20 protein-coding genes are annotated in these 26,655 nt (G+C 42.5%); 14 read left to right on the top strand and 6 right to left on the bottom strand.

The window, feature by feature from the left end:
- Nucleotides 1-16: 16 nt before the first annotated feature.
- The 6 genes from BLQ87_RS32310 to BLQ87_RS32285 are packed head-to-tail and all read left to right on the top strand — an operon-like array spanning nt 17 to nt 4,426.
- Entirely contained in the window at nt 17-787 is a 771-nt protein-coding gene (locus BLQ87_RS32310; protein ID WP_073238473.1) for a phosphosulfolactate synthase, read from the top strand.
- A 16-nt stretch (nt 788-803) separates the two neighbouring features.
- Complete coding sequence (locus tag BLQ87_RS32305; protein WP_074613037.1) at nt 804-1,547, top strand: shikimate dehydrogenase family protein; 744 nt, start codon at nt 804-806, stop codon at nt 1,545-1,547.
- A gap of 1 nt (nt 1,548) precedes the next feature.
- The gene (gene gldD / locus BLQ87_RS32300; protein WP_074613036.1) at nt 1,549-2,133 is read left to right on the top strand and encodes a gliding motility lipoprotein GldD; all 585 of its coding nucleotides are present in this window, start codon (nt 1,549-1,551) and stop codon (nt 2,131-2,133) included.
- 22 nt (nt 2,134-2,155) lie between these two features.
- The gene (locus tag BLQ87_RS32295; RefSeq protein WP_074613035.1) at nt 2,156-2,797 is read left to right on the top strand and encodes an MBL fold metallo-hydrolase; all 642 of its coding nucleotides are present in this window, start codon (nt 2,156-2,158) and stop codon (nt 2,795-2,797) included.
- Nucleotides 2,798-2,811: 14 nt separating this feature from the next.
- Nucleotides 2,812-4,044, top strand: coding sequence for an ABC transporter permease (locus BLQ87_RS32290; RefSeq protein WP_074613034.1), 1,233 nt, complete (start codon nt 2,812-2,814; stop codon nt 4,042-4,044).
- A 4-nt stretch (nt 4,045-4,048) separates the two neighbouring features.
- Nucleotides 4,049-4,426, top strand: coding sequence for a hypothetical protein (locus BLQ87_RS32285; RefSeq protein WP_074613033.1), 378 nt, complete (start codon nt 4,049-4,051; stop codon nt 4,424-4,426).
- Nucleotides 4,427-4,431: 5 nt separating this feature from the next.
- On the opposite strand, the gene BLQ87_RS32280 is transcribed toward BLQ87_RS32285, so the two are convergent.
- Both BLQ87_RS32280 and mqnB read right to left on the bottom strand, forming a co-directional pair.
- Nucleotides 4,432-5,277, bottom strand: coding sequence for a menaquinone biosynthesis family protein (locus tag BLQ87_RS32280; RefSeq protein WP_074613032.1), 846 nt, complete (start codon nt 5,275-5,277; stop codon nt 4,432-4,434).
- Between the two features lie 51 nt (nt 5,278-5,328).
- Complete coding sequence (gene mqnB / locus BLQ87_RS32275; RefSeq protein ID WP_074613031.1) at nt 5,329-5,961, bottom strand: futalosine hydrolase; 633 nt, start codon at nt 5,959-5,961, stop codon at nt 5,329-5,331.
- Between the two features lie 72 nt (nt 5,962-6,033).
- On the opposite strand from mqnB, the gene BLQ87_RS32270 reads away from it, so the two are divergent.
- From BLQ87_RS32270 to BLQ87_RS32255, 4 genes are read left to right on the top strand one after another with little or no spacing between them, the layout of a single operon-like run.
- Complete coding sequence (locus tag BLQ87_RS32270; protein ID WP_074613030.1) at nt 6,034-6,444, top strand: 6-pyruvoyl trahydropterin synthase family protein; 411 nt, start codon at nt 6,034-6,036, stop codon at nt 6,442-6,444.
- 12 nt (nt 6,445-6,456) lie between these two features.
- On the top strand, nt 6,457-7,092 hold the full coding sequence (gene folE / locus BLQ87_RS32265) for a GTP cyclohydrolase I FolE (RefSeq protein WP_074613029.1): 636 nt from the start codon (nt 6,457-6,459) through the stop codon (nt 7,090-7,092).
- Between the two features lie 21 nt (nt 7,093-7,113).
- Entirely contained in the window at nt 7,114-8,010 is an 897-nt protein-coding gene (gene fabD / locus BLQ87_RS32260; RefSeq protein ID WP_074613028.1) for an ACP S-malonyltransferase, read from the top strand.
- Between the two features lie 7 nt (nt 8,011-8,017).
- Nucleotides 8,018-11,734 (top strand): sensor histidine kinase, encoded by a 3,717-nt coding sequence (locus BLQ87_RS32255; RefSeq protein WP_245723974.1) that lies wholly within the window; start codon nt 8,018-8,020, stop codon nt 11,732-11,734.
- Here the strand turns inward: BLQ87_RS32255 and BLQ87_RS32250 are convergent.
- Complete coding sequence (locus tag BLQ87_RS32250; protein ID WP_074613027.1) at nt 11,726-12,634, bottom strand: hypothetical protein; 909 nt, start codon at nt 12,632-12,634, stop codon at nt 11,726-11,728. The two genes, BLQ87_RS32255 and BLQ87_RS32250, sit on opposite strands and share 9 nt — an antisense overlap.
- A gap of 186 nt (nt 12,635-12,820) precedes the next feature.
- Between BLQ87_RS32250 and BLQ87_RS32245 the strand changes: the two genes are divergently transcribed.
- Entirely contained in the window at nt 12,821-14,377 is a 1,557-nt protein-coding gene (locus BLQ87_RS32245) for a glycoside hydrolase family 10-like protein (RefSeq protein ID WP_074613026.1), read from the top strand.
- A 74-nt stretch (nt 14,378-14,451) separates the two neighbouring features.
- On the opposite strand, the gene BLQ87_RS32240 is transcribed toward BLQ87_RS32245, so the two are convergent.
- The 3 genes from BLQ87_RS32240 to nagB all read right to left on the bottom strand — a co-directional run bounded on the left by BLQ87_RS32240 (nt 14,452) and on the right by nagB (nt 20,563).
- Nucleotides 14,452-17,310, bottom strand: coding sequence for a M16 family metallopeptidase (locus BLQ87_RS32240; protein ID WP_074613025.1), 2,859 nt, complete (start codon nt 17,308-17,310; stop codon nt 14,452-14,454).
- Nucleotides 17,311-17,424: 114 nt separating this feature from the next.
- Nucleotides 17,425-18,582, bottom strand: a complete 1,158-nt coding sequence (locus BLQ87_RS32235; RefSeq protein WP_074613024.1) for an acyltransferase family protein — start codon at nt 18,580-18,582, stop codon at nt 17,425-17,427.
- 61 nt (nt 18,583-18,643) lie between these two features.
- The gene (nagB, locus tag BLQ87_RS32230; protein WP_074613023.1) at nt 18,644-20,563 is read right to left on the bottom strand and encodes a glucosamine-6-phosphate deaminase; all 1,920 of its coding nucleotides are present in this window, start codon (nt 20,561-20,563) and stop codon (nt 18,644-18,646) included.
- Nucleotides 20,564-20,821: 258 nt separating this feature from the next.
- Between nagB and BLQ87_RS32225 the strand changes: the two genes are divergently transcribed.
- The 3 genes from BLQ87_RS32225 (at nt 20,822) to BLQ87_RS32215 (ending at nt 26,596) form a co-directional block, all read left to right on the top strand.
- Nucleotides 20,822-22,021: an anhydro-N-acetylmuramic acid kinase gene (locus BLQ87_RS32225; protein WP_074613022.1), complete on the top strand. Its 1,200-nt coding sequence runs from the start codon at nt 20,822-20,824 to the stop codon at nt 22,019-22,021.
- Nucleotides 22,022-22,100: 79 nt separating this feature from the next.
- Nucleotides 22,101-25,271: a SusC/RagA family TonB-linked outer membrane protein gene (locus tag BLQ87_RS32220; protein WP_074613021.1), complete on the top strand. Its 3,171-nt coding sequence runs from the start codon at nt 22,101-22,103 to the stop codon at nt 25,269-25,271.
- A gap of 17 nt (nt 25,272-25,288) precedes the next feature.
- Nucleotides 25,289-26,596, top strand: coding sequence for a RagB/SusD family nutrient uptake outer membrane protein (locus BLQ87_RS32215; protein WP_074613020.1), 1,308 nt, complete (start codon nt 25,289-25,291; stop codon nt 26,594-26,596).
- Nucleotides 26,597-26,655 lie beyond the last annotated feature (59 nt).

The following is a 26,655-nucleotide window of genomic DNA, read 5'->3' as shown; positions in this document are numbered from 1 at the left end:
CACCTTTGTGAGCAATATGAACTACCCATTAAATAATATACCCGAAAGATCAGTAAAGCCAAGAAGTAAAGGCATTACAATGGTCATGGATAAAGGACTAAGCTTAAGGCAAACCGAAGATTTTATAGAGGTTGCCGGAGTACATACTGATATCGTAAAACTTGGCTGGGCAACCTCATTTGTTACCCCTAATCTAAAAGAAAAGCTGGCGATTTACAGAGATGCAGGAATTCCTACCTATTTTGGAGGGACATTATTCGAAGCATTTGCCATCCGTAATCAGTTTGACGATTACCGAAGAGTGCTGGATCAGTTCAATATGGAGTATGCTGAAGTTTCCGATGGCTCTATTACGATTGAACACGACCTTAAATGCGAGTTCATCAGGAAATTATCCACGCAGGTAACGGTAATTTCGGAAGTTGGATCTAAAGATGCAGCTAAGATTTTCGCTCCTTACAAATGGATCAAATTGATGAATGCGGAAATTGAAGCCGGTTCATGGAAAGTAATTGCCGAAGCCCGGGAAGGTGGAAATGTAGGCATTTACAGAGGTTCAGGAGAGGTGAGAGAGGGATTAGTAGATGAGATTCTGACACAAATCCCCGAAGAAACCATCATCTGGGAAGCTCCGCAAAAGGAACAACAGGTATGGTTTATCAAGCTTTTAGGAGCAAATGTAAACCTTGGAAATATCGCACCGGCGGAAACGATTCCTTTGGAAACCATCCGTTTGGGTTTAAGAGGTGATACTTTTGATCATTTTTTAAATTTGGATAAATTGTAATCGTACATTTATACAAATGAAGAAATACGGCTTAATTGGTTACCCATTATCACATTCCTTTTCAAAGAAGCACTTTACAGAGAAATTCGTACAGGAACATATTGACAATTGTCAATATGAGCTGTATCCGATAGATAATATTGAAATTTTCCCTGACCTGATCTCTTCTGATGAAGAGATTTACGGGATAAATGTCACCATTCCCTATAAAGTAAGTGTTTTGGCGTATGTAAAAGACCTCGATGATGCTGCGGCAAAAATCGGAGCAGTCAATTGCATCGATATCCGTAGAGAAAACGGAAAAGCAATATTCAAAGGATACAATACTGATGCTTATGGATTTGAAGAATCTTTGAAGCCTTTTCTGAAGGAACACCATACCAAAGCCCTGATTTTCGGAGATGGAGGCGCGGCAAAAGCCATTAAATATGTGTTGAATAAGCTGGGGATTTCTTTCCTGATTGTGACAAGGAAGCCTACAGACAGCAGTATTTTGTATGAAGAGGTAACTGAACAAATCCTTAAGGAACATACCTTGTTGGTGAACACCACGCCATTGGGCATGTCGCCGAATCCGGATACTTATCCGGAAATCCCTTATGAATTTGTATCGGACCGTCACCTGGCCTATGACCTGGTGTACAATCCTGATGTGACAAAATTTCTGGCCGAGGCCAGTGCCCGCGGTGCAGCCATTAAAAATGGATTAGAAATGTTATATCTTCAGGCAGAACGTTCCTGGTATATTTGGAATTCTTAATATGAAAAAATACCTTCCAGTTTGCCTTTTTGCCATCATATTGGCTTTCTCTGCTTGTCATAGCAATGACTATGCACCAAAACCAAGGGGGTATTTTCACATTGATTTTCCAAAGAAGGCCTACAAAAATTATGACGGGGGATGTGCTTTTTCTTTCGATTACCCGGTATATGCGAGTTTAAACCCGGACAGTAGTAAAGATACTCAGCCTTGCTGGAACAACCTTTCCTTTCCTCAGTTTAACGCACGGCTACACCTGACCTATTACGATGTTTCCTCGAAAAAGGAGTATGAAGGACTGGTAGAAGATGCCAGGACATTTGCTTTTAAACATACCGTGAAGGCCAACGCGATCGATCAGAAGCTGATCAGTTACCCGGAGAAGAAAGTATATGGAATATATTATGCCATAGAAGGAAATACGGCTTCCTCGGTACAGTTCTTTTTGACAGATAGTGTGAAGCATTATTTTCGTGGCGCTTTGTATTTTAATGAACGGCCGCAATATGACTCGATTCAGCCAGTGGTCACTTTTATAAAAAAGGACATTGACCGAATGATCAATACCTTCAAATGGAAAAATTAATACCTTTTAATATTTAAATTTTATGATCAGTATTCAGCAGTTTGCTTTTAATCCATACCGTGAAAATACCTATGTATTGTTCGATGAAACCTCAGAATGTGTGATTATTGATCCTGGAATGTATGATGCTGAGGAGCAAAATCAATTGGTTCGTTTCATCAAAGACAATAAACTGAAACCGGTGTTGCTTTTAAATACACATTGCCATATTGACCATGTTCTGGGAAATAAGTTTGTTTTTGACAACTGGAGCCTGAAGCCTCAGTTTCATGCCGGAGAGCTGCAAATCCTGCAGGCTGTTCCCGGATATGCACCTCAGATGGGTTTCCATTATGAGCTTTCTCCGGAGCCGGAAGTCTTCCTTGGAGAGACTGGAACGGTTAAATTCGGACACAGTCAGCTGGAACTGATCTTTGCACCTGGTCATTCCCCTGCCCATTTGTGTTTCTATGCAGCAGCAGATAATTTCCTGATCGGTGGAGATGTGCTTTTCTATACCAGTATCGGCCGTACAGACCTTCCTGGTGGAAATCATTCGCAATTGATCAATAGCATAAGGAATAACTTGTTTATATTGCCTGATGATTGCACCGTTTATCCGGGACATGGCCAGTCTACGACCATCGGTTTCGAAAAACAACACAATCCTTTTTTACAGTCTTAATTACCTGAATAGATTTGAATACAGCCTTTTACATAGCCCGCAGGTATCTTTTTGCAAAGAAATCTACCAATGCGATTAACATCATCTCCGCAATTTCTGTGGTAGGGGTGTTTGTGGGAAGTGCTGCATTGATCATCATATTGTCGGCCTTTAACGGTTTGGAAGACCTGGTTTTGAAAATGTTCAATACCATGACCCCACAGCTGGTCATCATGCCGGTAAAAGGGAAAACTTTTGAGCCCAATACCGTTTATTTTAACCAGTTGAAGAAAGCAGAAGGTATTTACTCTTATGTGGAAGTCCTTTCAGAAAATGCGCTGCTCCGATATAACGATAAACAGTCTGTAGGGCTGATCAAAGGGGTAAGCCCTGATTATTTAAAAAATAAAAGCCTGGATAGCACCATTATCGACGGTCATTTTATATTGGATAACCCCAGCGGCCATTTTGCTGTGATTGGTTCTGCCATTCAGAATTTTCTGATGGTGAATACCACAGATCCTTTTCTTCCTTTACAGGTGTATTCTCCAAAAAAGGGAAGGTCAACGAGCTCTTTAAATCCGGGCGATGATTTTACGGTGCTCTCCATTCCTGTTTCAGGGGTTTTTGAAGTGCAGCAGGATTTTGACAATGTGGCGGTAGTGCCTTTGGCATTTGCGAGGAAGTTATTGGAAGAGCCGCAGAAAGTCTCCTCCATAGAAATCCTTTTAAATAAGGGCGTCAATGCGGATAAGTTTAAATCCAGCGTGGAAAAAGAAATCGGGGAAGGTTTCCTGGTGAAAGACCGGATTGAACAAAATACAGCACTACACAATATATTGGGTTCCGAAAAATGGGCCGTTTATATCATCCTGACTTTTGTTTTAATTATTGCTATCTTTAATATCATCGGTTCATTGACGATGCTGGTGATTGATAAATTGAAAGATATTGCCGTTTTAAGTAGCCTTGGGGCAGGTAAGAGCCTGATCAAAAGGATCTTTCTGCTGGAAGGGATGATGATCACCATGACAGGATGTATATTGGGTCTGATCGCCGGACTGGTTTTCTGTCTGCTTCAACAGGAATTCGGCTTTGTCAAAATGGCGCAAGACAATCCGATCCTCACCAATGGCTATCCGATTGGCTTAAAATGGATGGATTTTTTATTAGTATTTTTAACAGTAACGGTATTTTCTTTTATGGCATCAGCTTTGTCATCTAATCTGAGCGTGAAGAAAATAGACCATTTAAATCAAGATCTCTAACATCATGAATATATCTATAAAACCATTACCCCTGTTGATTTTATTGGCTGTTGTCATCGTAGCCTGTAATACCAAACCTGTATCTGTTGAAAAACGTACAAGCCGGGTAATTAAGGGGCTATATACCTATGGTCCTGAGATGAAATCTTTTACAGATTGCGAGGAGGGAAACGAATACTGGGTGGCCGATAGTGCCAAGACACTGGAACTCGCTTACAGCAATTTCAATTTTGAAAAACCTTACGAGCCGGTATATATCGAAGTAGAATGTCATGTGATCAAATCCGACAGCCTGATGGTGTCTGCAGATTTTGATTCCACGCTGGTGGTGACAAAACTCTTGAAGATTACTAAAGAAATTCCGGACGGGCCTTGTAATTAAGGCTTTTAAGGGACCAGGTAAAGGTCTTTTTGAATCGGTTGAATCAATCCTTTCTCCTGTGCCATTGTAAATAATACATCGATTGCTTTCCGGCCTTCCGGCCCCAGGTCAATGGAATATTTGTTGACATAGAGTTCAATGTGTTTGTACATGACCTCTTCACTCATTTCCTGGGAATGTTGTTTGATAAACTCAATTCCTGATTTCGGATGGGCAAAAGCATATTCCACCGACTTACGCAAGATCCTGTTTACCTTTTCTTTGGTCTCCTGGTCCAGATTTCTGTTGATCACAATGCCGCCCAGAGGGATGGCACATCCGGTTAACTGTTCCCAGTAATTGCCCAGGTCCATCACCTTGTGCAACCCTTTGTCCATATAAGTAAAGCGGTTTTCATGGATAATCAGGCCAAGGTCTATGCGGTTGTCAATAACCGCCTGCTCAATCTCTGAGAAAACCATTTCCTGCTTTTGGACTAAATGGGGAAAGGCAATGCCTAACAGGAAGTTGGCTGTGGTATATTTTCCTGGTATTCCAACCCTCAGGTCTTTATTTAAGTTGTCCGGATGATTGGCCAGGCATTCGTTTTTGGAAATTAATAAAGGTCCGACACCGAAGCCTAAGGCACTACCGGCATCCAATAAAGCGTATTGTTCATACACGTAAGCAAAAGCATGGAAACTTAATTTGGTAATGTCCAGTTCTCCTTTAATTGCCTTTTGATTGAGGGTTTCCACATCGTCGAATGATACGTTGAAATCTAATCCTTCGGTATCGATTTTATGATGAATAAGGGCATCAAAGATAAAGGTATCATTCGGGCAGGGGGAAAATCCAAGGCTTAAGGTCATTTTTCTCTATTTTGTCGGTTTCAAATGTACGGACTATCCAAAATGACTTGGTTAGGTATTTGTCAAAAATCTGATGGCCCATTCATTTAGATTTTTAATGGCCAGGCCGATTTTCCAGCTGTCTTTATTCCGGGGTTCTACATAATTCGAGATGCTGCGGATCTGCAAACATGGAATTCCTTCTTTTTCACAGCAGTAAAGTACCGCGGCACCTTCCATGCTTTCTGTAACAGGGTTGAGCCTTTTTTTGATCTCGTTAATGCTTTGCAATGTTCCGTGAACGGTATTTACAGTGATTCCTTTTACTTTTCTCAATTCGGACAGATCGGAGTGAAGCAGGTTGTTGTGCGCCTGATGGCTGCTCTTTCCAAAACCAAGCTCCTCGATGGAAAGAAATGCGCCTTTATTTTCTGCGCCGAGTTCTGAAAGTTCGTCTGTGGTCACGTTTAATACAGTTCCGAGGGGAATACCGGGATCAAAACTACCTGCAATCCCCAGATTCAGTACAAGGTTGTAGTGCTCGGTCAGGTGTTTACCCAGGGCAAAGGCGGTGGCGGTCATTCCTACCCCTGTGACAAGGATGTCGAACTTTTCTGTTTGCATGAATTCGGCTTCCGCCAATCGAAAATGTTCCGTTAATATGGATATTTCTGCACTTGTTGCCGCTACTAAAAGTATCTTCATAAAGTCTAAGTTAGATATTAAACCTTTCTACTTTAAGCTTTCTGCGTATATTTGTCAACAATATAACAGAGAATGATATACATAACCAGAAAAGCATCATTTAACGCTGCACATAAATTGTCAAGACCCGATTGGTCTGAAGATAAAAACACAGAAGTTTACGGAAAATGTGCCAATCCAAATTGGCATGGGCACAACTATCAGTTGTATGTGACTGTTAAGGGAGAAATCAACCCTGAAACAGGATTTCTTGTAGACCTGAAGTGGTTGAAAGATGTGACCAATACTTATGTGGTGGATAAAATTGACCACAGGAACCTGAATCTTGATGTTGACTTCATGAAAGGTAAACTGGCCTCAACAGAAAATTTAGCGATTGCCATATGGGATGAATTGCTGCCCTTTATCGAAGAGTCGGGTGCCAAACTTCATTGCATTAAAATTTACGAAACTGAAAACAACTTTGTGGAGTACTTCGGTTAATAACCTTTAGAAATGAATAATAATCATACAGATCATCCAGATGAAACAGAGAACGGCTATATCAAAATAGACCGTTATAACGAAGGTAAGATTGCTTCCGTAGCCAATCATTATTCCGATATCTTAACTCAACTGGGTGAAGATCCTTCCCGTGAGGGGCTGATCAAAACGCCTGAGCGAGTGGCTAAGGCATTACAATACCTTACCCATGGTTACGACCTTGATCCGGCAGCGATCCTTAAAGGAGCAATGTTTAAAGAAGACTACAGCCAAATGGTGGTGGTGAAGGACATCGAGGTTTTCTCTATGTGCGAACACCATATGCTGCCATTTTTTGGTAAAGCACATGTGGCCTATATTCCAAACGGTCATATTGTTGGACTGAGCAAAATCCCGAGAATTGTAGATGCTTTCGCCCGTCGGTTGCAGGTACAGGAGCGTTTAACAAATGAAATCAGAGATTGTATTCAGGAAACTTTAAATCCTGCAGGAGTAGCCGTTGTGATTGAGTGTAAGCACTTATGCATGGCCATGCGCGGAATTCAGAAGCAAAATTCTGTGACGACCACCTCTGCATTTACAGGAGAATTTGCAAAAGATAAAACTAGGGCAGAGTTTTTGAGGTTAATCACTGCCAACTTACACTAACCAATCATACTAAGTATAAAAATGAAAGCATATATATTTCCAGGACAAGGCGCTCAGTTTTCGGGCATGGGTAAAGAATTGTACGAAAATGAAGTCGCTAAAGAACTGTTTGAAAAAGCAAATGAGATCATTGGTTTCCGCATCAGTGACATCATGTTCTCCGGAACTGATGAGGAGCTGAAAGAAACCAAGGTGACTCAACCGGCTATTTTCCTTCATTCGGTGATCCTGGCTAAAACATTGGGTGATAACTTTAAGCCGGATATGGTGGCAGGTCACTCTTTAGGAGAATTCTCTGCACTGGTAGCGGCATCTGCACTATCATTTGAGGATGGTTTAAGACTGGTGATTGCCAGAGCAAATGCGATGCAGAAAGCCTGCGAATTGCAGCCTTCTACCATGGCGGCTATTTTAGGCCTTGCCGATGAAGTGGTAGAACAAATCTGCGCAGAGATTGACGAAGTTGTTGTGGCGGCAAACTACAATTGTCCGGGGCAAATTGTGATCTCCGGAAGCATTGAAGGAGTAGACATCGCTTGTCAGAAATTAACAGAGGCCGGAGCAAAACGTGCCTTGAAGCTAAATGTAGGTGGTGCTTTCCATTCTCCGTTAATGGAGCCTGCGAGAGTAGAGCTACAGGAAGCCATTGAAAATGTAACGGTTCTTTCTCCGGTATGCCCGATCTATCAGAATGTAGATCCGACGCCGAATACAGACCCTGCTAAAATTAAAGCCAACCTGATTACACAGTTAACCGGAGCGGTGAAATGGACACAAACGATTGAAAGTATGATTGCTGATGGCGCTGCTGAATTTGTTGAGGTTGGTCCCGGGAATGTCTTACAAGGCCTTGTAAAAAAGGTGAACAGGGCAATTCCAACCAGTTCTGCAACTACTTCCGCAACTACTACAGCTTAATATTAACGTGAGCATCGCGGGTAAAATCAGATTTTTATTATTGATACTGGGGGCCTGCTGTATTGGTACGGCCCTATCTTTAAAAAACACGATCAGTAAAAAAGACTTACTTACCCACGAAGCTGCTGAACTTCAGGAACGCCTGCATCAAAAGGAAGATATTGTTTATGACTTTCTTTCGGATTCACAACGGATTGAGCAGGCGAAACAGTTCCACCTGAATGAAAAATACGGACTTGATTTTATCAATTTCTATCGGAATATCGGGATTAACCTGCTGACTTACGAGAACTCCGAGCTGAAGTTTTGGAGTTCTTTTACGGCATTTCCAACCGGTCTGGATGGGATCAGGGAGGGCTCTTCTTTTTTGCAGCTTCCCAACGGCTGGTATGAGGTGATCCGGAAAACCAAGGGCAACTATGCACTGGTGTTTCTGATCGAAGTGAAAAGCCAGTATGGGATTCAGAATCAGTTTCTAAACAATGACATCTCTCCGTACCTGTCGCCTTCCAACGCTTTATCTCTTGCTTCTTTTACCGATACGGAGGTGTATGGCATTAATAAGTTTGACGGGACCTTATTGTTTGAGGTTAAGCTGAAACAAGGGTATTCCAAAAGTATCTATGCTGCTATCGAAGTTTGGCTTTGGGCAATCGGGATCTTTAGTTTTTGTTTATTCTTCAATTCTTTCTGCGTATGGCTGGCAAAAAGAGGAAACCTGATTCCCGCAACCTTTCTTTTGGCCCTGTTCTTCGTCACGTTAAGGGTAACTGATCTGGAGTACGGCTGGTTTAATCATCAGTTTAACCTGTTGATATTCAGTCCGACCATTTATGGGGAAAGTTTCCTTTTGCCCTCTTTAGGAGATTTTCTGCTCAATGTCATGGCGCTGACCTGGCTGATTTATTTTGTGTACAAACACCGGGATCAATACCTGCTGCCTTCCTGGCTGATCCGGAGTAAAGTGGCGGGATTGCTGCTTTATTTTGTTTTGATCGTCATCTTTGGCTTAATGGCTTTTGTAAGTGACCAGATCTTTCTGGGGCTCATTATCAACTCTAAAATCAATTTTGACATAACCAATATCATCAATCTGGGCTGGATTAGCTGGATCAGCATCGTTATTCTGTGTCTGGTCTGGTTTAATATTTACCTGATCATCATTATTTTTCTGGAGCAGACCCGGCCACTGAATGTGACGAACAGAGAGCGTCTGATCTTGTTTTTAATGGTTTTTGCCGGTTATCTGATCTACAGACTGGCCACTACGTTCAGCATCTTCTTTATCGTATATGCTTTCTTTATTTTTATTGTGGGCTGGAATGTATACGTAAAGAACAACCGCTTTTCTATCGGGGTATTTACGGCAATATTCTTTTGTCTGGCTTTTATGTCGTCCATAAAATACCTGAAATTTATTGATTCCAAGGAGAAGCTTAAACGGTATACCATTGCTCAGAAGCTGGAATCCACGGATGATCCAAAAATCATCAGTTCTATTGAAAGCCTTGAGGTTGGTATTTATACGGATAGTTTTGTGGCTGATTATTTCAAGCAACCGGCATTACGAAGGTCTGATATTCTACAAAGGCACATCAATAAACAGTTCCTTGGCGGATACCTCTCTAAGTTTGAATACAACCTTTACGAATACAATAACCTGGATTCGTCGATCAATGGGCAGGGGGTGCCTTTGAGCTATTATAAGAAACTCGTGCAGTCTGGTTCAGTAAAAGCTTCTGAATCTAATTTCTTTTACCGCCTGAATGATACGTTTGGTTATCAGAATTACTTTGGAATTATTCCTATTTTTCAGGACAACCATATTTTGGGTACGCTGGTAATTGAGCTTAAATCCCAGCAATACAATTACAACAGTCAGCTTCCGGATATCCTGATCGACCGCAAGAATAAAAGTGAGGAGGATTACAGCAATTATTCCTTTGCCTTTTACAATTATGGCAGACTGGCCAATCAATCCGGGAAATATACCTATAAGCTTTCCGGGTCAGAGTTCCGGGCAGAGCCTAAAAAGCCTCAGATCATCACAGACAGCCTCGGATATACGCATCTGGTGTATATGCCAATTGCTTCTAAAATGATCGTGGTGAGCAAGGAAAAGGTATCTTATGTGGTGCGTCTGGCTACGTTGTCTTTCTTCTTTCTGGTCTTTATCATTTTTTCGGTCACTTTATACTCCCTGATCTGGGTGTTGAGGAATATTGATGAGAGTTGGGGAGGCTGGTTTAACATCAACCGTTCCCTGATGATTAATGCGAATAAGATTCTCTATAAGACCAGGATTCAGTTTTCTATTGTCCTTTCTGTAGTGGCGACCTTATTGATTGTGGGCTGGACTACCTATTTCTACATCAGGGATGAGTACCGCAGGCAACAGGAAGATTTTATCCAGGAGAAGATAAGAAAAGTGCAGCTTTCTTATGAGAAAAGTATTTTTAATTCCGGTGTTCCAAAAAGCAATGATGAGTCTATCCGCGATTTCAATCAGTTTGCGGATATCAATGCAGCCTATCTAAACCTCTTTGATGTACAGGGAAATCTTTTGTATACTTCTTTGCCCAGGATTTATGATTTTGGGATCATAGGGCGTAAAATGGGGGCTGACGCTTACATTTACCTCAGCCAGATGCAGCGGTCTGAATATATCGACCCTAATGAGCGGATTGGTGGTTTTACCTATTCCTCTGCTTATGCACCGATCCGGAACTCAATGAATGAGACGGTTGCTTATATCGGGTTGCCTTATTATGCCAATGAAGCGGATTACCAACGTAAAATAGGGCTTTATATCAATACGCTGATTAACATTTATGCACTGGTCTTTGTGGCGATAGGAATCCTGGCGGTATTTCTGGCCAATCAGATCACGAGTCCGCTTACCTTTATTCAGGATAGCATCAGAAAGACTAAGCTGGGGCAGAAAAATCAGCCTATTCAATGGTCCCGGCATGATGAGATCGGCTCTTTGATCAAAGAGTACAATAAAATGATTGCTGCACTGGAAGAAAGTGCCAGTAAGCTTGCCCGTTCAGAGCGGGAGATTGCCTGGCGGGAGATGGCGAAACAGGTGGCACATGAGATCAAAAATCCTTTGACCCCGCTGAAGCTTGGGGTGCAGTTGCTGGAGAAATCCTGGAGAGAACAGGACCCTAATTTTGAGAAGAAATTTGAACGTTTTAATAAATCATTTATAGAGCAGATCGATAGTCTGGCATCGATTGCTTCTGAGTTCTCGAATTTTGCGAAAATGCCCGATACCAAACTGGAAAAACTGACCTTACTGCCGATTATTCAACAGGCAAGGGATGTTTTTACCAATACACAAAATGTAGAGATCTATATCTTTAACCATACGACGGTTGAAGTAATCGTGCTTGGAGATAAAGATCAGCTGCTGCGAACCTTTAATAACCTCCTTAAAAATGCCATTGAGGCTGCGGATCCGGAATCCAGGTGTGTGATTAAAATCAACCTGATGAACGATGAGGAAAACGTATTTGTGGAGGTAGAAGACAATGGTAAGGGAATTGATCCTGATCAGCAGGATAAGATCTTCGTCCCTAATTTCACGACTAAATCGTCTGGAACGGGGTTAGGGCTTGCGTTTGTAAAACAGGCAGTAGAGAATGCCGGGGGAACAGTGTCCTTTAAATCTTTTGCAGAGATAGGAACTACCTTTTATCTGAGTTTCCCTTTATCTTAAGGAAATCGTAGCTCTCCCCATAGTGAAACCATCGGTGTATAAAATAATGGAGTAAATGCCCTTGATAAAAGGATTAGGGTTTACCCAGTCCATGGTATAGGAAGTATTGTCGTCATTATAAGAGATGGAAGTAGAAGAGCTGTATTGCATCTGTTCTCCATCTGCTTCAAACATGTTTTCTCCGTCGGCAATCAGATTCCCAGCGGGGTCAAACACCCGTAAATAAACCTTATGGTAATCTTTTTGAGCAAGTTGATTGGGAACTATAGTAAAGGATACGCTTAACTTTTTTGCGGTACTGGCACGGGTCACTTCGACATTCTTACCGCTGTTTTTAACTTTATAAGCGATCACCTGCACATTACCTGCTTTCAGGGCTGCACCGGTTTTAACTTTTTCCTTTAATGCGGTGTTTTTTTTCTCCAGGTCCTGGGCTTTCTGATTGGCGGTGTATGCGAATTCCTTTAAGCTGTCTCTTTCCGTTCTGAGTGAGGTATTTTCCTTCTCGAGACGGGTAATTTCCTCACTATAGTTCTTTACAAATTCCCGGAGTTCTTTGACTTCTTTCTGCGCAACCAGGAGGTCGCCCTGCGTCAGTTTCCCGTTTTGAAGGGCAAGCTTCAATTCCGAAATTTTCGCCCTTGCGAGTTTTTGTTCCTCCTGAAGCTTTTCACTTAGGGTGAGGTTGATCGCATTTACTTTATCAAGTTCTGCTTCAATTTTTTCTACTTCAAGTTTTAACCTGTCCTTTTCGGTATTCACCGTAACAAAGCGTTGACTTTGATGTCTGTCTTTAAAGTACAGGTAAGCATTTGTGCCAAGGAGCGCAAGTATAACCACAATCAGGAAATAAATCTTATTGCGGTCTCCCTTATTCACCATCTCATTCTGGTCTGACATTTCTTAAATTCTTCTCTAAATGTGTTTAAAACGCGAACATAGTATAAAAATATAGGAAATAGTAAAAAAAAAGCCCTATTTGTATGAGACCTTAAAAAAAATCGTTTACTTGCTAGGGTCTCAGATATTAGTGTATGCTGATGACCACAAATGAAACTTATTTAAATAAAGCACAAACTACATAAGATGTTTAAAACCACTATCTATGCGCTATTATCCCTAATCATAATAACTCCTACGATCCTTTACGCTCAGAGTACATCAAAAATTGCTCCAAAAAGAGAGTTTCGCGGGGTCTGGGTAGCGACTGTAGCGAATATTGACTGGCCATCCAAACCCGGACTGAGTCCGGACCAGCAAAAACAGGAACTGATTGGCATTCTGGAAATGCATAAAGCAAATGGTATGAATGCGATTTTGCTGCAGGTAAGGCCCGCAGCGGATGCTTTTTATGCGAAATCGAGAGAACCATGGAGCCAGTGGCTGATGGGCAGGCAGGGGGTATCCCCGGGACCGGGTTATGATCCTTTAGCATTTGCGATTAAAGAAGCCCATCAAAGAGGGATGGAATTACATGCCTGGTTTAACCCTTATCGCGCAACGATGAGTGTGAATACTGTGGTGAGTCCTGACCATATGACGAGAAAACGCCCCGATTGGTTTTTTACTTACGGTGGAAAGAAACAGTTCGATCCCGGAATTCCTGAAGTAAGGGACTATATTATTCAGGTGATCCTGGATGTGGTAAAAGGTTATGATGTGGATGGAATCCACTTTGATGATTACTTCTACCCTTATAAGATTGCAGGTCAGCGGATCAATGACGAAGCTACATTTAGTAAATATTCGAATGGCTTTACCGATATCAACGACTGGCGAAGGAATAATGTCGATTTATTGATCAAACAGCTGGATGACAGTATTCATCACCATAAGAAATATGTGAAGTTTGGGATCAGCCCTTTCGGGATCTGGAAAAACGACAATGAGGACAGTCAGGGTTCTGCAACGAGAGGACTTTCCAATTACCATGAGCTCTTTGCCGATTCCAGAAAATGGGTAAAAGAAGGATGGGTAGATTACATCAATCCGCAGATTTATTTCAGCTTTACGCGCAAGGTTGCTCCTTTTGGCACTTTGGTAGACTGGTGGGGAAACAATGCCTATGGAAGGCACCTTTATATTGGACAGGCTGCTTATCTGATGAACCAGAGGGGAGAAGCGGCATGGCGACTGCCAAATCAGCTTCCTTCACAGATCAGGTACATCCGGGATAATAACCGGGTTCAGGGAAGTGTGTTTTTCAGTTCAAAGTCTTTTTCTACCGTAGCCCGTGCTGCGGGTGATTCCCTGAGAAATGATTTGTATAAATATCCGGCCCTTCCACCTCAAATGCCCTGGCTGGATGATGTGGTGCCTAATAAGCCTCAGCAGCTGAGCGCAGAATCTAAAAATGATGGTGTACATCTAAAGTGGGAGAAACCATTTGTAGCGAGTGATGGAGAGACAGCATCGGGCTATGTGGTTTACCGTTTTAATGAAGGCGAAAAGATCGATGTCCTGGATGCGAGGAACATTTTAAAGATCAGTTTTGAAGACTTTACTTTCTTTTTAGATACGACAACCGAAAAAGGGAAAAGATATAACTACCTGGTGACGGCATTGGACCGTTTGAAGAACGAGAGTGATCCCAGTGGTCCGGTAGGGATTCAGACGAAAGAGCTGGCCAGCCATGAGGAATAAAATTTTAGTATGTACAAAAAAAGGCCTGATGATCTATTACTCATCAGGCCTTTTCTATTAAAAGGGCTCCTTTTTTATTTCTGTGGCACCAATACGAAACGAATATAATTGTCTTCGTTCAGGTATTTTTCCGCAGTTGCTTTAGTACTTTCTACGGTCACTTTTTCTATCATTTGTTTTTCCTGTAAAAACAAGCCAAGGTCTTCGCCGTTTTTCAGGCGGCTGCTGATGTAGCTTAACCAGTAGTTGTTGTTTCTCAGGCTAAGCTCCATCTGACGTTGTTCTTCAGATTTAAACTTTTTGATGTCGTCAGGTGTTGCTCCGCTGCCTTTAATTTTCTCTACCTCGTCTAAAGCTGCAGCAATCAGTTTTTCTACGTTTGCTGTTGCACAGCTAAAGGAGATCGTGAAATAGTAATGTGCTTTAGGGTCTTTGTTCACGCTCAGGCCAACATTAGGACTGTAAACACCGCTTTCTTTCTCACGCAGGCGTTCCAGGATTTTGATTTCCAGGGCTGCTTTAAGTGCTTCCAGCTGTATATTGTTTTCCGGAGTGTAGTCGTAATCGCCATGCAGGTATAGTTCTACCGCTGCTTTATCTTCCAGTCCTTTGTATACTGTTTTGCTGATCTTTCCTACCGGAGGATTGACCCCGTTGTCTACAAAATTTTGTTTTTTATTGGCGGTAGGAAGGCTGGCAATATAAGTCTCAATCAATGGCTTTAGCTTGTCGACCTCAAAATTACCAACGAAGACAAAGGTTTGTTCACCAAGGTCTGCAAATCTGTCTTTATAGAACGTGAATGCTTTGTCCAGGGAGATTTTATCCAGGTCAGCTAAGCTGGTTGGCATTCCGCGTTTATTGTAGGAAGCAAGTACTGCCTGAACCGTATCTGCAAATACGCTGGAAGGATTGGCATTTTTGTTGGCCAGTACCACTTTGTAATCGCTGATGTTTTTGTTAAAGATGTCTACATCTTTTCTAGGGTTGGTTGCATAAGCATAAACCAATTGGAAGGCAGTTTCCAGATCTTTAGGTGCTGCGCTACCGCTAAAACCCTGATAAAGTTCGCTTACGTAAGAACCGGCACTTCCTGTATTTCCGGCAAGCAGTTTGTTGAGTTGTGAAGGATTAAATTCTCCAACCCCGCTTTGGCTGATCAGGCTTACCATTTCTGCAGATTGATAATCGTCATTTCCGGCTAAAGAGGTACCCCCTTTAGAGAAAGAGTTGAAAATAATCTGATCATTCTTGAAATCAGTAGGCTTTAATATTACTTTTATTCCATTGCTGAGCGTCAATTCGGTGGCGCCTATGACCTCAACTTTCTTTTCGGCAAGGATTTTACCTGCGACAGGTTTTTTCTCCAACAGGGGCTTGTTTACGGAATTGTCTACATAAGCGGTCACGCCATTGCCTGAATTTTTTAAGGCAGTGAGTAACTGGGCATCTGTAGGAAGTGTTGCTTTATCTTTTTCCGGCGCCTGAACCACGATGATGCGGTTTTCTTTGGTGATCAGCGTTTTTGCCAGGGCATTCACTTCTGCAAGTGTAATTTGCAACAAAGTTTTGTTCGTTAATTCGTAAGCATATTCTGTCGATGCGATGCTGCTTCCTTCCAGGAAGTTGTTCAGGTATTTCTGTACAAAGCTGGAAGAAGGTGTTTTATCTTTTTCTTTCAAACGTTGCTCATTACCGGCAGCGATATTTTTCTTTACGACATCAAGTTCTGACTGCAGGAATCCGAATTTACTTATGCGTTCATTTTCAGCAAGACCTGCGGTCAGGGCTTTTTCCAAGGTCGCACCGGTGCTTGAAACTACCGTGGTTTGAAAAGCGTTTATGTTGGATACCAAGCCCCCCTGGTAAGGACCAAAACTAGTTTGAGCAAATAGGAACGGTGCATTTCCTTTTTGAAGAATTTCCTGGAATCTGGCACTCAGCATGCTGTTGATCATAGAATACGCCAGGCTTTTCCTGAAATCAGCGGTTGTTTTAGTTACCCCACCACGTTGTTTATAGATCACCATTGCTACATTGTAAGGTTGCTCAGGATCTGTAATGACTTTAACCAGTGGTTCCTTATTGTCAGGAAGATCATAGGCCAAACGTGGTCTTGGATTTGCAGGGTTTGTCAGTTCAGAGAAATTCTGCTTGATCAATTGTTCTACTTCATTGACATCAAAATCACCTACTGCAATAACTGCCTGCAGGTTCGGTCTGTACCAGTCTTTGTAGAAATCCCTGATCTTATCATGTTTAAAGGTTTTAAGCAAGTCAATTTTTCCAATTGGAATGCGGTTTTCATAGCGGGAACCTTTCAGGAGCAATGGCAGCAATTGCTTGCTCATTCTTTCCTGTGCATTTTTTCCACGCTGACGGTCTTCTTCGATAATTACCCCACGTTCTTTGTCAATTTCTTCACCCTCCATGATGATTTTTCCTGCCCAGTTGGCCAGGATTTTAAATCCGGATTTGAATACTGCTACACTATCTGTAGGGATAGGCAATTGGTAGACCGTTTGGTTGAAACCGGTATAGGCATTCAGGTCGGCACCGAAACGTACTCCTGCTCTTTGCAGGTAATTGATCATTTCGTTCTTTGGAAAATCTTTAGAACCATTAAAGGCCATGTGTTCCGTAAAATGCGCCAGTCCCTGCTGGTCGTCATTCTCCATTAAGGAGCCAATCCGGGTAGCCAGGTAGAGCTCCGCTCTTTTTTTAGGCTCCGTATTTTTTCGGATGTAATAAGTCAGCCCATTGGCAAGCTTTCCTATTTTTACATTGGGGTCATTTGGAATGACATTGCCGTCGTTTTTTTGAACGGTTGTTGTTTTTTTTGTGGCAACAGGTTTCTTTTGCGCGTAACCCGGACTGTAAACAGCCAGATGAGCAACAAGTCCTATGGCCAGAATGTGAAGGTTCTTTTTCATTGGTAATTGTTTGTTTTTTTATGGATAAGAAGCCGTTATGAGCAGACACATTGCTGTGTATGAGCGGTATAATATTGCTGGCTTCAGGATGGATAGATAATAAGTTTTGCTAAATTAAACTTTTATAATGATTTTTTTGATATACATCACCCAAAGAATCACGAGCCAGAAAAGGATAAAAGTAACTGCCCAGGCCAGAGAAGCATTGACTGGCGAGAAGCTGGCCGTAAATCCTGAATATAACCAGGCCTGAAGATCAATCTGGCTTCCATCGGGTTGATCGAGCTTAATCATGTGCAGGATGCGTGGGATTAAGCCGGAAAGGAAAAATACAGTAATGGCATTGACGCCATAAACGACAAATGGTTTGGTGAACCGGTTGTACTGCTGGATGTCTATGATCCAGTAACATAGGGCCAGAATTACGGTTGCCAGTCCGCCCGTATACAATACAAAAGAGCTGGTCCATAATTGTTTGTTGATGGGGAACTGTAAGTCCCAAACCAATCCGAGCGCCACAGCAAGGCATCCCACAGAAAATAACCAGGCTATTTTGGTTGGGGCATCCAGGTCTTTACGTTTCAGGTAAATGCCTGCCAGGACGCCAAATAAGCCCGTCGCAATTGCCGGAATGGTGCTCAGCAATCCTTCAGGATCCCATGTTTTTGAAGATTTCCAGAGGTGTGCTTCGGTAAGCAGGCCACGGTCTATCCATGCACCTAAATTTGTTTCTTTCTCCAGGTTGGCATATCCCACACCCGGAACAGGAATAAAGGTCATGATTGCCCAGTATCCGGCCAGGAGAATGATCATGATTCTAAAGATATTTTTTTCAGAGTTCTTCAGAAAAAGGATGGAAGAGATGAGGAAAACGATCGCAATCCGTTGTAAGACGCCCGGGATGCGGACGTGTTGGAACGCAGCGATCGGGTCGGTAAATACCTTTGGAAATAAGGAGAGGAATAAGCCCAGTGCAAATAAAGTCAGCGCTCTTTTTACGGCTTTAAAAATTGTCTTTTGATGTGTTGCCGGATCTGTTTTCTTGCTGCCCATAGCATAAGCAATGGAAACCCCTACGATGAACAGGAAAAATGGAAAGATCAGGTCTGTTGGTGTACATCCGTTCCAGTTGGCGTGTTCTAAAGGTGCATATATATTCCCCCAGTCTCCGGGATTGTTCACCAGGATCATGGCTGCAACGGTTGCGCCTCTAAAAAAATCTAGCGATAGTAATCTGGCAGGGGCATCCTGCAGGCTTGGAGAAGAGGTCATATCAATGGTTTTAAAACAAAAAAGCCGCTACTGGTTGAACAGTAGCGGCTATAAATATAATTTAAAACTTGTAACGAACAAAGGCTTCCATCGCCTCATATTCTGCTAATCCCAGGTTGTCATAAGCCTGGGCAGTTTCTCTGTTTCTGTCTTCAGCTCTTTTCCAGAATTCTCTGGCGTCATCACCAGGGAATACGGCGCGGTCTTTTTGCGACTGGTGTTTGAAGATCGCGAATTTCTTGCGTTCTACTTCCTGCGGGCTCAATGGAACTGCCATTTCGATCTCATAGGTCTCAAACTCCAACCATGCACCACGGTATAACCATAACCAGCAATCTTTCACCCAGCTTTCTGTTTTTGCCAATCTTTGCAAGGCTGCTAAGATGATGTTAAAACATACGATGTGTGTGCCATGTGGATCTTCAAAATCTCCGGCAGCAAATACCTGCTCTGGTTTGATTTTTTGTAAAAGCTCCATGGTCTGTTCGATATCTTTCTCCGTAACCGGATTTTTTTGATTTTTACCACTTTCATAGAAAGGAAGCGCCATGAAGTGGATATGATCATCTTCTAATCCACAATACCTCGCACCTGCAATTGCTTCTCCTTTTCTGATCAGTCCTTTTACGGATTGGATCTCCGGAGTATCTACCTGGTTAGGTTGTTTCTTTTCGATGAACTTACGCATGTTCTGGTACAGGTCTTTCATTCCCTGTTGACCCATTCCCATTTTTTCAGAGAAGTCAATATTGAATTCTACGAAACGAAGGGCGTCATCATCCCATACTGCTGTATTTCCGGAAGTCTGATAAGCGACATGTACATCATGTTTCTGATCTACCAGGCGGATAAAAGTACCACCCATAGAGATTACATCATCATCAGGGTGTGGAGAGAAGAGCACTACACGTTTTTTAGCAGGTTCCGCACGCTCAGGTCTTTGAGAATCATCTGCGTTAGGTTTACCTCCCGGCCATCCGGTGATGGTGTGTTGTAGTTTATTGAAAATATGAATGTTGATGTTATATACGGGTCCTTTTTCAACAGCCAGCTGAGCCATGCCATTGTTATTGAAGTCGTCTTCAGTAAGTTTAAGGATCGGTTTGCTGAGCGTGTTTGCCAGCCAGATTACTGCTTTTCTTGTAAGGACATCATCCCATACACAGTCTTTTACCAACCATGGTGTATCAAAACGGGTAAGTTGAGAAGCTGCATCCTGATCTAAAATAAACTCTACATGATCGGATAATTGTAAGTAAGTAGCCGGAACTTCACTTGAGATTTCGCCTTCTACTGCTTTTTTGATGATGGACGCTTTTTTCTTGTTCCATGCCATCAGGATGATCTCACGGGCTTTGAAAATGGTACCGATACCCATGGTAATGGCTTTTGTAGGAACAAAAGATTTACCACCAAAGTCTCTGGCTGCATCTCTTCTGGTCAGGTCATCCAGGGTTACTAAACGTGTTCCGGAATTTGGTGCTGATCCCGGCTCATTGAAACCAATGTGACCGGTACGACCAATACCCAGAATCTGAATGTCCAATCCGCCAACGTCGGTGATTTTCTTTTCGTAAGCCAGACAAAAAGCAGGAATATCTTCCAGTTTTAATGTTCCATCAGGAATGTTAACATTGTTTTTGTCAATATCGATATGATCAAATAAGTGATCATTCATGAAAGATACATAGCTCTGTGCAGCGTCTGGCTGCATAGGGTAGTACTCGTCGAGATTGAACGTGATTACGTTTTTAAAGCTCAAACCTTCTTCCTTATGCATTCTAACTAATTCCGCGTACACCGCTATTGGTGTAGCTCCGGTAGCTAGGCCTAAGACAGCCTTGGAATTGTTCTTTTGTTTTTCTTTAATAAGGTCCCCGATGCGGTGAGCAACACTTAAAGATGCTGCTTTAGGATTTTCAAAGACAGAAACGGGCAGTTTTTCAAAGCGCGTTTCTTCCAGAAGATTTAATCTTGCCATTTAATTGTTCTTAAATTTTGTACGGAGCAGTAAATATAGTGACTCTATTGACTTAATCAAAGTTTTTTAACCCGAAGCGGTTTTTTGTTTAAAATCGATAATTTGGACTGGTCTTTTTTGTGAATTTGGTAGTTTTTACGATGATTTGGACTAATTTTTTACGAAATCGGTCCGCATTCTTGTTTTTTGTTGCAAATGGCCATTGGTTGTCGGGATTGTTTACTTTTGTTTATAGTGTTAAGCTCATCAATTGCAGATATGAATTCAAACTGGAAGAAAATATTTCAAATGCTGGAAAAGCAGGAACGCCTGATCATAGGGTTAATGTCAGGAACATCATTAGACGGTCTGGATATCGCGCTTTGCGCCATCCAGGGCAGTGGAGCGGAAACGAAGGTCAGGGTGCTGGAGTTTAGCACGATTCCTTATGAAAATGCTTTAAAGGCAGAAGTGAAATCTATTTTTTCCAGGAGAGATGCAGATTTGCAAATGGTGTGTCTGATGAATGAAAAGATTGGCCTGCTCCATGCAGGGATGATTTTGGAAGCCTTGAGCAGTTGGGGAAGAAAGCCCGAAGAAGTGGATGTTATCGCCAGTCATGGGCAAACGATTTTCCATGCTCCGGCATCATTGCATGGTCTGACGGACTATCCGAATGCTACCCTTCAAATTGGAGATGGAGATCATATTGCGGTTAAGACCGGAATCATCACCATTAGTGATTTCAGGCAAAAACACATCGCTGCGGGTGGAGAAGGTGCTCCTTTGGCCGTTTATGGTGATTATTTATTGTTCTCAAAAAAAGGAGAAGACCGGATTATGTTAAATATCGGAGGGATTGCCAATTTCACCTATCTGCCGGCAGATAATGATGCTTCAAAAGTGTTTTCTACGGATGTAGGACCAGGGAATACCTTGATGGATCAGTTCATTCAAAAGCACTATGAAGGATTGTATTTCGATGAAAATGCCGCAATTGCGAGTGCCGGGGAAGTTAATAAGGACTTATTGGCTGCGTTGATGCAGGCAGAATTTCTAAATGCAGATTTTCCAAAAACAACAGGCCCCGAGCTGTTCAATCTTCCTTACCTGGAGCAGGCTCAGGAAAGGTCCGGGACGAAAGGATTGCGGAACGAAGCTATTCTGGCCACCTTATGTCGTTTTTCTGCAACAGTGATCGTGGCTGCGGTAGAGAAATGTTTCGGTAAAGCAGAGACGCCTTCTATATTCATGAGTGGCGGAGGAATGCACAACCCTTTATTGGTGGCGGCATTGAAGAACGGTTTGCCAAATGCAGCATTTTATACCACAGATGATCTCGACATTAATCCGGATGCAAAAGAGGCGGTACTTTTTGCTGTGCTGGCCAATGAAACACTTGTAGGTGAGAAAACTAACTTCGGAAACCGGGAAGGGGTACCTTCCATTACCATGGGTAAAATTTGCTTACCGGAATAGTTTTTTGAGGTAACATATTTGGTTGTTTGTTTAAATAAGAGGGGTAAAACCTATATTTATGTAAACTAAACCAAATTTTATGAAAAAACTTTACGTTTTTGGTTTCTCCAGAAACCTGTTGGCTTTCTGGTTACCAATTTTTCTAATCCTGTTTAGCCAGGTTGCATATGCGCAGAACAAGCGGTACGTTTTAACCGGCAAGGTAACAGAAGGACCTTCGGGTCAGGGGATTCCCGGCGTGGTTGTCAAGATACAAAACACGAAATTCGCAGCTGCGACGAATGGAGATGGAAAATTTAGCTTCGCTGCAGACCTTCCGGCAGGAACCTATCAGGTTGGTTTTTCTTCCATAGGCTATCGTTCACAACAAAAGAGCATCACCTTCGGGGAAAAAACTGAGCTTGTGATCAATGGAGAACTGGCGACCGACAACATTGGCCTTGATGAAGTGATCGTGACCGGAACTTCACAGGGAACAACGAGGAAGCAGATGGGAAGTTACGTCAGCACCGTTAAAGGAGATGACCTGAACAAAGCCCCGAGTGGAAATGTACTTTCCTCTTTACAGGGAAAAACAGCCGGAGCGCAGATTAGTCAGAATTCCGGAGATCCTGCAGGTGGAATGTCGGTAAGATTGCGTGGCGTAAGTTCCATCAATTCCTCTTCAGAGCCATTGTACATTATTGATGGTGTGATCGTGAACAATTCGACCACCCGTGTGACGAATACCTCTGCAAATTATGATGGGGGTAACAATTCCGGAAGTGCTGTCGGGCAAAACGGAAATTTTGTGGGCAGCATCGGTCAGAACAGAATGGTCGATATCAATCCCAATGATATTGAGCGGATTGAGGTTTTAAATGGTGCTGCTGCTGCTGCCATTTATGGCTCCAGAGCAAATTCGGGGGTGGTACAGATTTTTACCAAGCGAGGTAAGAGCGGTACTCCGGTACTAAGTTTTTCTTCCAGTATTACTTCCAGTAAGTTGCGTAAGCAAATAGAAGTAAACCAGTCGCCAACTAAATTTGGTGGCTCTGTGGATGCTGCTACTCAGGATGTGATCCAATTGGTAGGCGATCCTCCGGCGCTGTCAAAAGAGATCACTAATGTAACGAGGTATAACTATCAGGACTATATTTTCCAATCTGCATTGGGAACCGATAATGCGGTTTCCTTATCAGGAGGAAATGACAACACTAAGTTCTACACTTCCGCAGGTTATTTTTCAAATCAGGGGATCATTAAGAATACTAATTTTAAGCGGTATAATTTCCGTGCAAATGTAGATCAGAAGATCGCTGACTGGGCGAAATTGACCGTAGGATTTAACTATGTACATAGTGATGCAGACGAGAAACCGGATGGAAATTCATTTTTCTCTCCTATGAACTCGGTTACCATTATCGGGAACTTTCATGACCTTTTTACCAGAGATGTTTTTGGGAATCTGAAATCTGTTGGTGAGCGGGGTAGGGTAAACCCCGTATCTGTGATTGAGGACATCAAGCAACGACAGTTCACGAACCGCATTATGGCCAATACTGGCTTAAAGCTGACTCCGGTAAAAAATCTAACCATTGATTATACCATGGGTGTTGACAATACCATTCAGAACGGAACGACGCTCATTCCACCTTTTGCCTATAATGTGAGTACAGGCTTTTATGGAGGAGGAGCTGCACAAACTCCGGCATTGAATGGTTATGCCAGTGCAGCCAATGCGACCACCACGATGTTTAACAACGAATTGAACTTTACTTATGATTCAAAGATTGCTGAAGGCTTGTTGTCTACCACACAGCTTGGGGGATCTTTTCAATACCAGAAAGATCTGTATTCTTTACTGAATGGCCGTGGTTTGGCTCCTTTCATTGAAACGGTAAATGCCGCAAGTACGGTTCTTCCCAACAGTGACCGCAGATCTGAATTCACCATTATGGGTGCTTATTTACAGCAAAATTTCAAATACAGAGATCATTTGTTTGTAACAGGAGCGCTAAGAGTGGATCAATCGTCTGTATTTGGTGTGAAACATAGAACGCAGGAATATCTGAAAGCGAATGTCAGTTATGTGCTTTCCTCTGCCGATTACTGGAAAAACCTGGGGGTATCGGAATGGTGGACCGCTTTCAAAGTAAGGGCTGCTTATGGAGAATCGGGCAATTTAACCGGAATTGGTGCGTATGACCGTTTTAATGAATATGCTTCTAATCCGCTATTGCAACAGGGTGCCTTTGTATCCAGCGCGACGCTGGCTAATGAAAATGTAAAACCTGAGCGCCAGCGGGAATCGGAAATCGGAACGGATATGGCCTTTTTCAACAACCGTTTGGGACTTACTTTTAACTGGTACAACAAGAAAGTTAAAGACTTGTTAATTCCTGTGGTGATTTCACCTACGATTGGTTACTCCAGTTTATTGGACAATAACGGGGCATTGGAGAACAAGGGTATAGAGTTAATGCTGACCGGGATGCCTGTTTCCGGAGAAAATTTTAAATGGAATACCACTTTTATATTCAACAGAAATAGAAATAAGGCAGTGGGTACAGGTGGATTGAGGCTGATCTCTACTAATCCAGGAGCGCCGGTTGCCATTATTGACGGACAGCCTATCGGTGTTTTTTACGGTACTTTCTTCGCCAGAAATCAAGATGGAAGTTTGCTGACAAATGCAGCAGGGATCCCTCAGTTAGAGGCTGGAATTCAAAGCTCAGCGACCACTTATATCCCTCAACGGGATGCGAATGGTATGCCTACGGGAACGACCTTGCGAAAAGTGATCGGTAATCCGAATCCGGATTATACCATGTCGTTCGTAAATGATTTTACCTATAAAAAACTGAGCCTTCATGTCCAGCTGGACGCTGTTCAGGGCTCCGATGTCTGGAATGCAGATTGGCGGACACGTCAGGGAGTTGGAAATGGTAAAGTTGCAGAACAGGAACAGATGGGATTGTTGCCAAGAGGTTATGTTGCCGGTGTATATGCGACTGAAGAATGGCGGATAGACAATGGTTCTTTTGTTAAATTACGGGAAGTTGCCCTTAGTTATAATGTAGGTAAAGTGAAATTTATCAACGACTTAACTATCAACCTAAGTGGTAGGAATCTTGTTTCATGGGACAAATATAAAGGGTATGATCCGGAGTTAAATTCCGGAGGGCAGTCGACCATCCTTCGTAACATTGACTTCGGTTCAGTGCCGATTCCACGTAGTTTTACCCTAGGCGTACAGGTTAAGTTTTAATTTTAAAAAGATCAGACATGAAAAATTATATAGAAAAATTTTATTCGCTAAAAACGGCGCTCGTCCTGATGTTGTTCATGACGGCTACTTCTTGTAAGCAAGATTTTAAAGATCCCAATGGGGCATTGGCTGCCGATGTGTTGAAATCAGCAAAAGGACTGACGGGTGTGGCTGTTGGTTTACAAAGAGTCTATTCCGTAGGACGTCCGGGCGTATTTTTTAGTTCCATTACGGCAAATGGTTTTGTGACCAATGAGCTTTTTCTTTCCAATGCAGGGAATATTCCTGAATTGCAATTGTTTACCGGCGGGGCTAAAGTAGATGGCACCAATTCGATCTTGACCAATTTATGGGCGAATTCGAGTAAGATTATTTTTGATGCAGACAATGTGATCAATAATGCCGCAAACCTGGCCGACAAATCCTATGCTTCCGGATTGATTGCCTATTCCAGTATCTTTAAAGCTTTAGCTATTGGTAATTTATCTCAATATTGGCAGCAGGTACCCAATGGAATCGGTCAGCAGGTTCCCTTTGTGAGCAGGAAAGATGGTTTTATAAAGGCGATTTCTGTGATCGATAATGCATTGTCGGTCATTACAGCAAATCCGGTCAGCAGTGCATTTTTAGCCAATATTCCTAAAGGGATTGACATCAAAAATACGCTTTACGCTTTAAAGGCGCGTTATGCCCTCTTTTCGGAAAACTATCCGCTTGCCTTGACTTCGGCAGGTAGTGTAGACCTGAATGTAAAGTCTTATTTCGGTTTTGACGGGAATGCGCCAAACCCAATTTACGACATTGCAACTTCTACGAATAACGTATTTCAACCCTTAAATGCAACTTTGGGCTTAAAAGGAACTGATGTGCCTGATGTCAATGATAAGCGCGTTCCTTTTCACATCCTGTTTGCATCCAAAGCACCATTGATTAGTTTAAATGGTTTTGGTAATGCTACGGCTGCTGTTATTCCGGTATATCTGCCGGGAGAAATGATCCTGATTAAAGCAGAGGCGCTTGCGCGCCAGCCTGATCCGGGGAATGCTTTAATTGAGTTGAATAAAGTGGTGACGAAGACTGCAGCACTCGATGTTTTTGGATTGGGAGCAGCTTTGCCCGAATTAACCGGAACTTATTCTCAAGACGATCTATTGGCCTTAATTTATAAACACCGCTGTATTGAGCTTTATCTTTCTGGTTTAAAAATCGAAGATATGAGGAGGTTTGCCAAACCGCTCACAGACCGTAAAAGAAACTTCTTCCCTTATCCTTTTGTGGAAAGAGATGGTGGGAATCTAAACGTTCCTGCTGATCCGGCATTTTAGACCGATTTTTAGGATGAACAAAACAACCTTCCTGAACTAAATTCAGGAGGGTTGTTTTG

This window comes from Pedobacter steynii (genome assembly GCF_900103665.1).
In the GTDB taxonomy this organism is placed as follows: Bacteria; Bacteroidota; Bacteroidia; order Sphingobacteriales; family Sphingobacteriaceae; genus Pedobacter; species Pedobacter steynii.
This window is presented reverse-complemented; position numbering and strand designations above follow the sequence as displayed.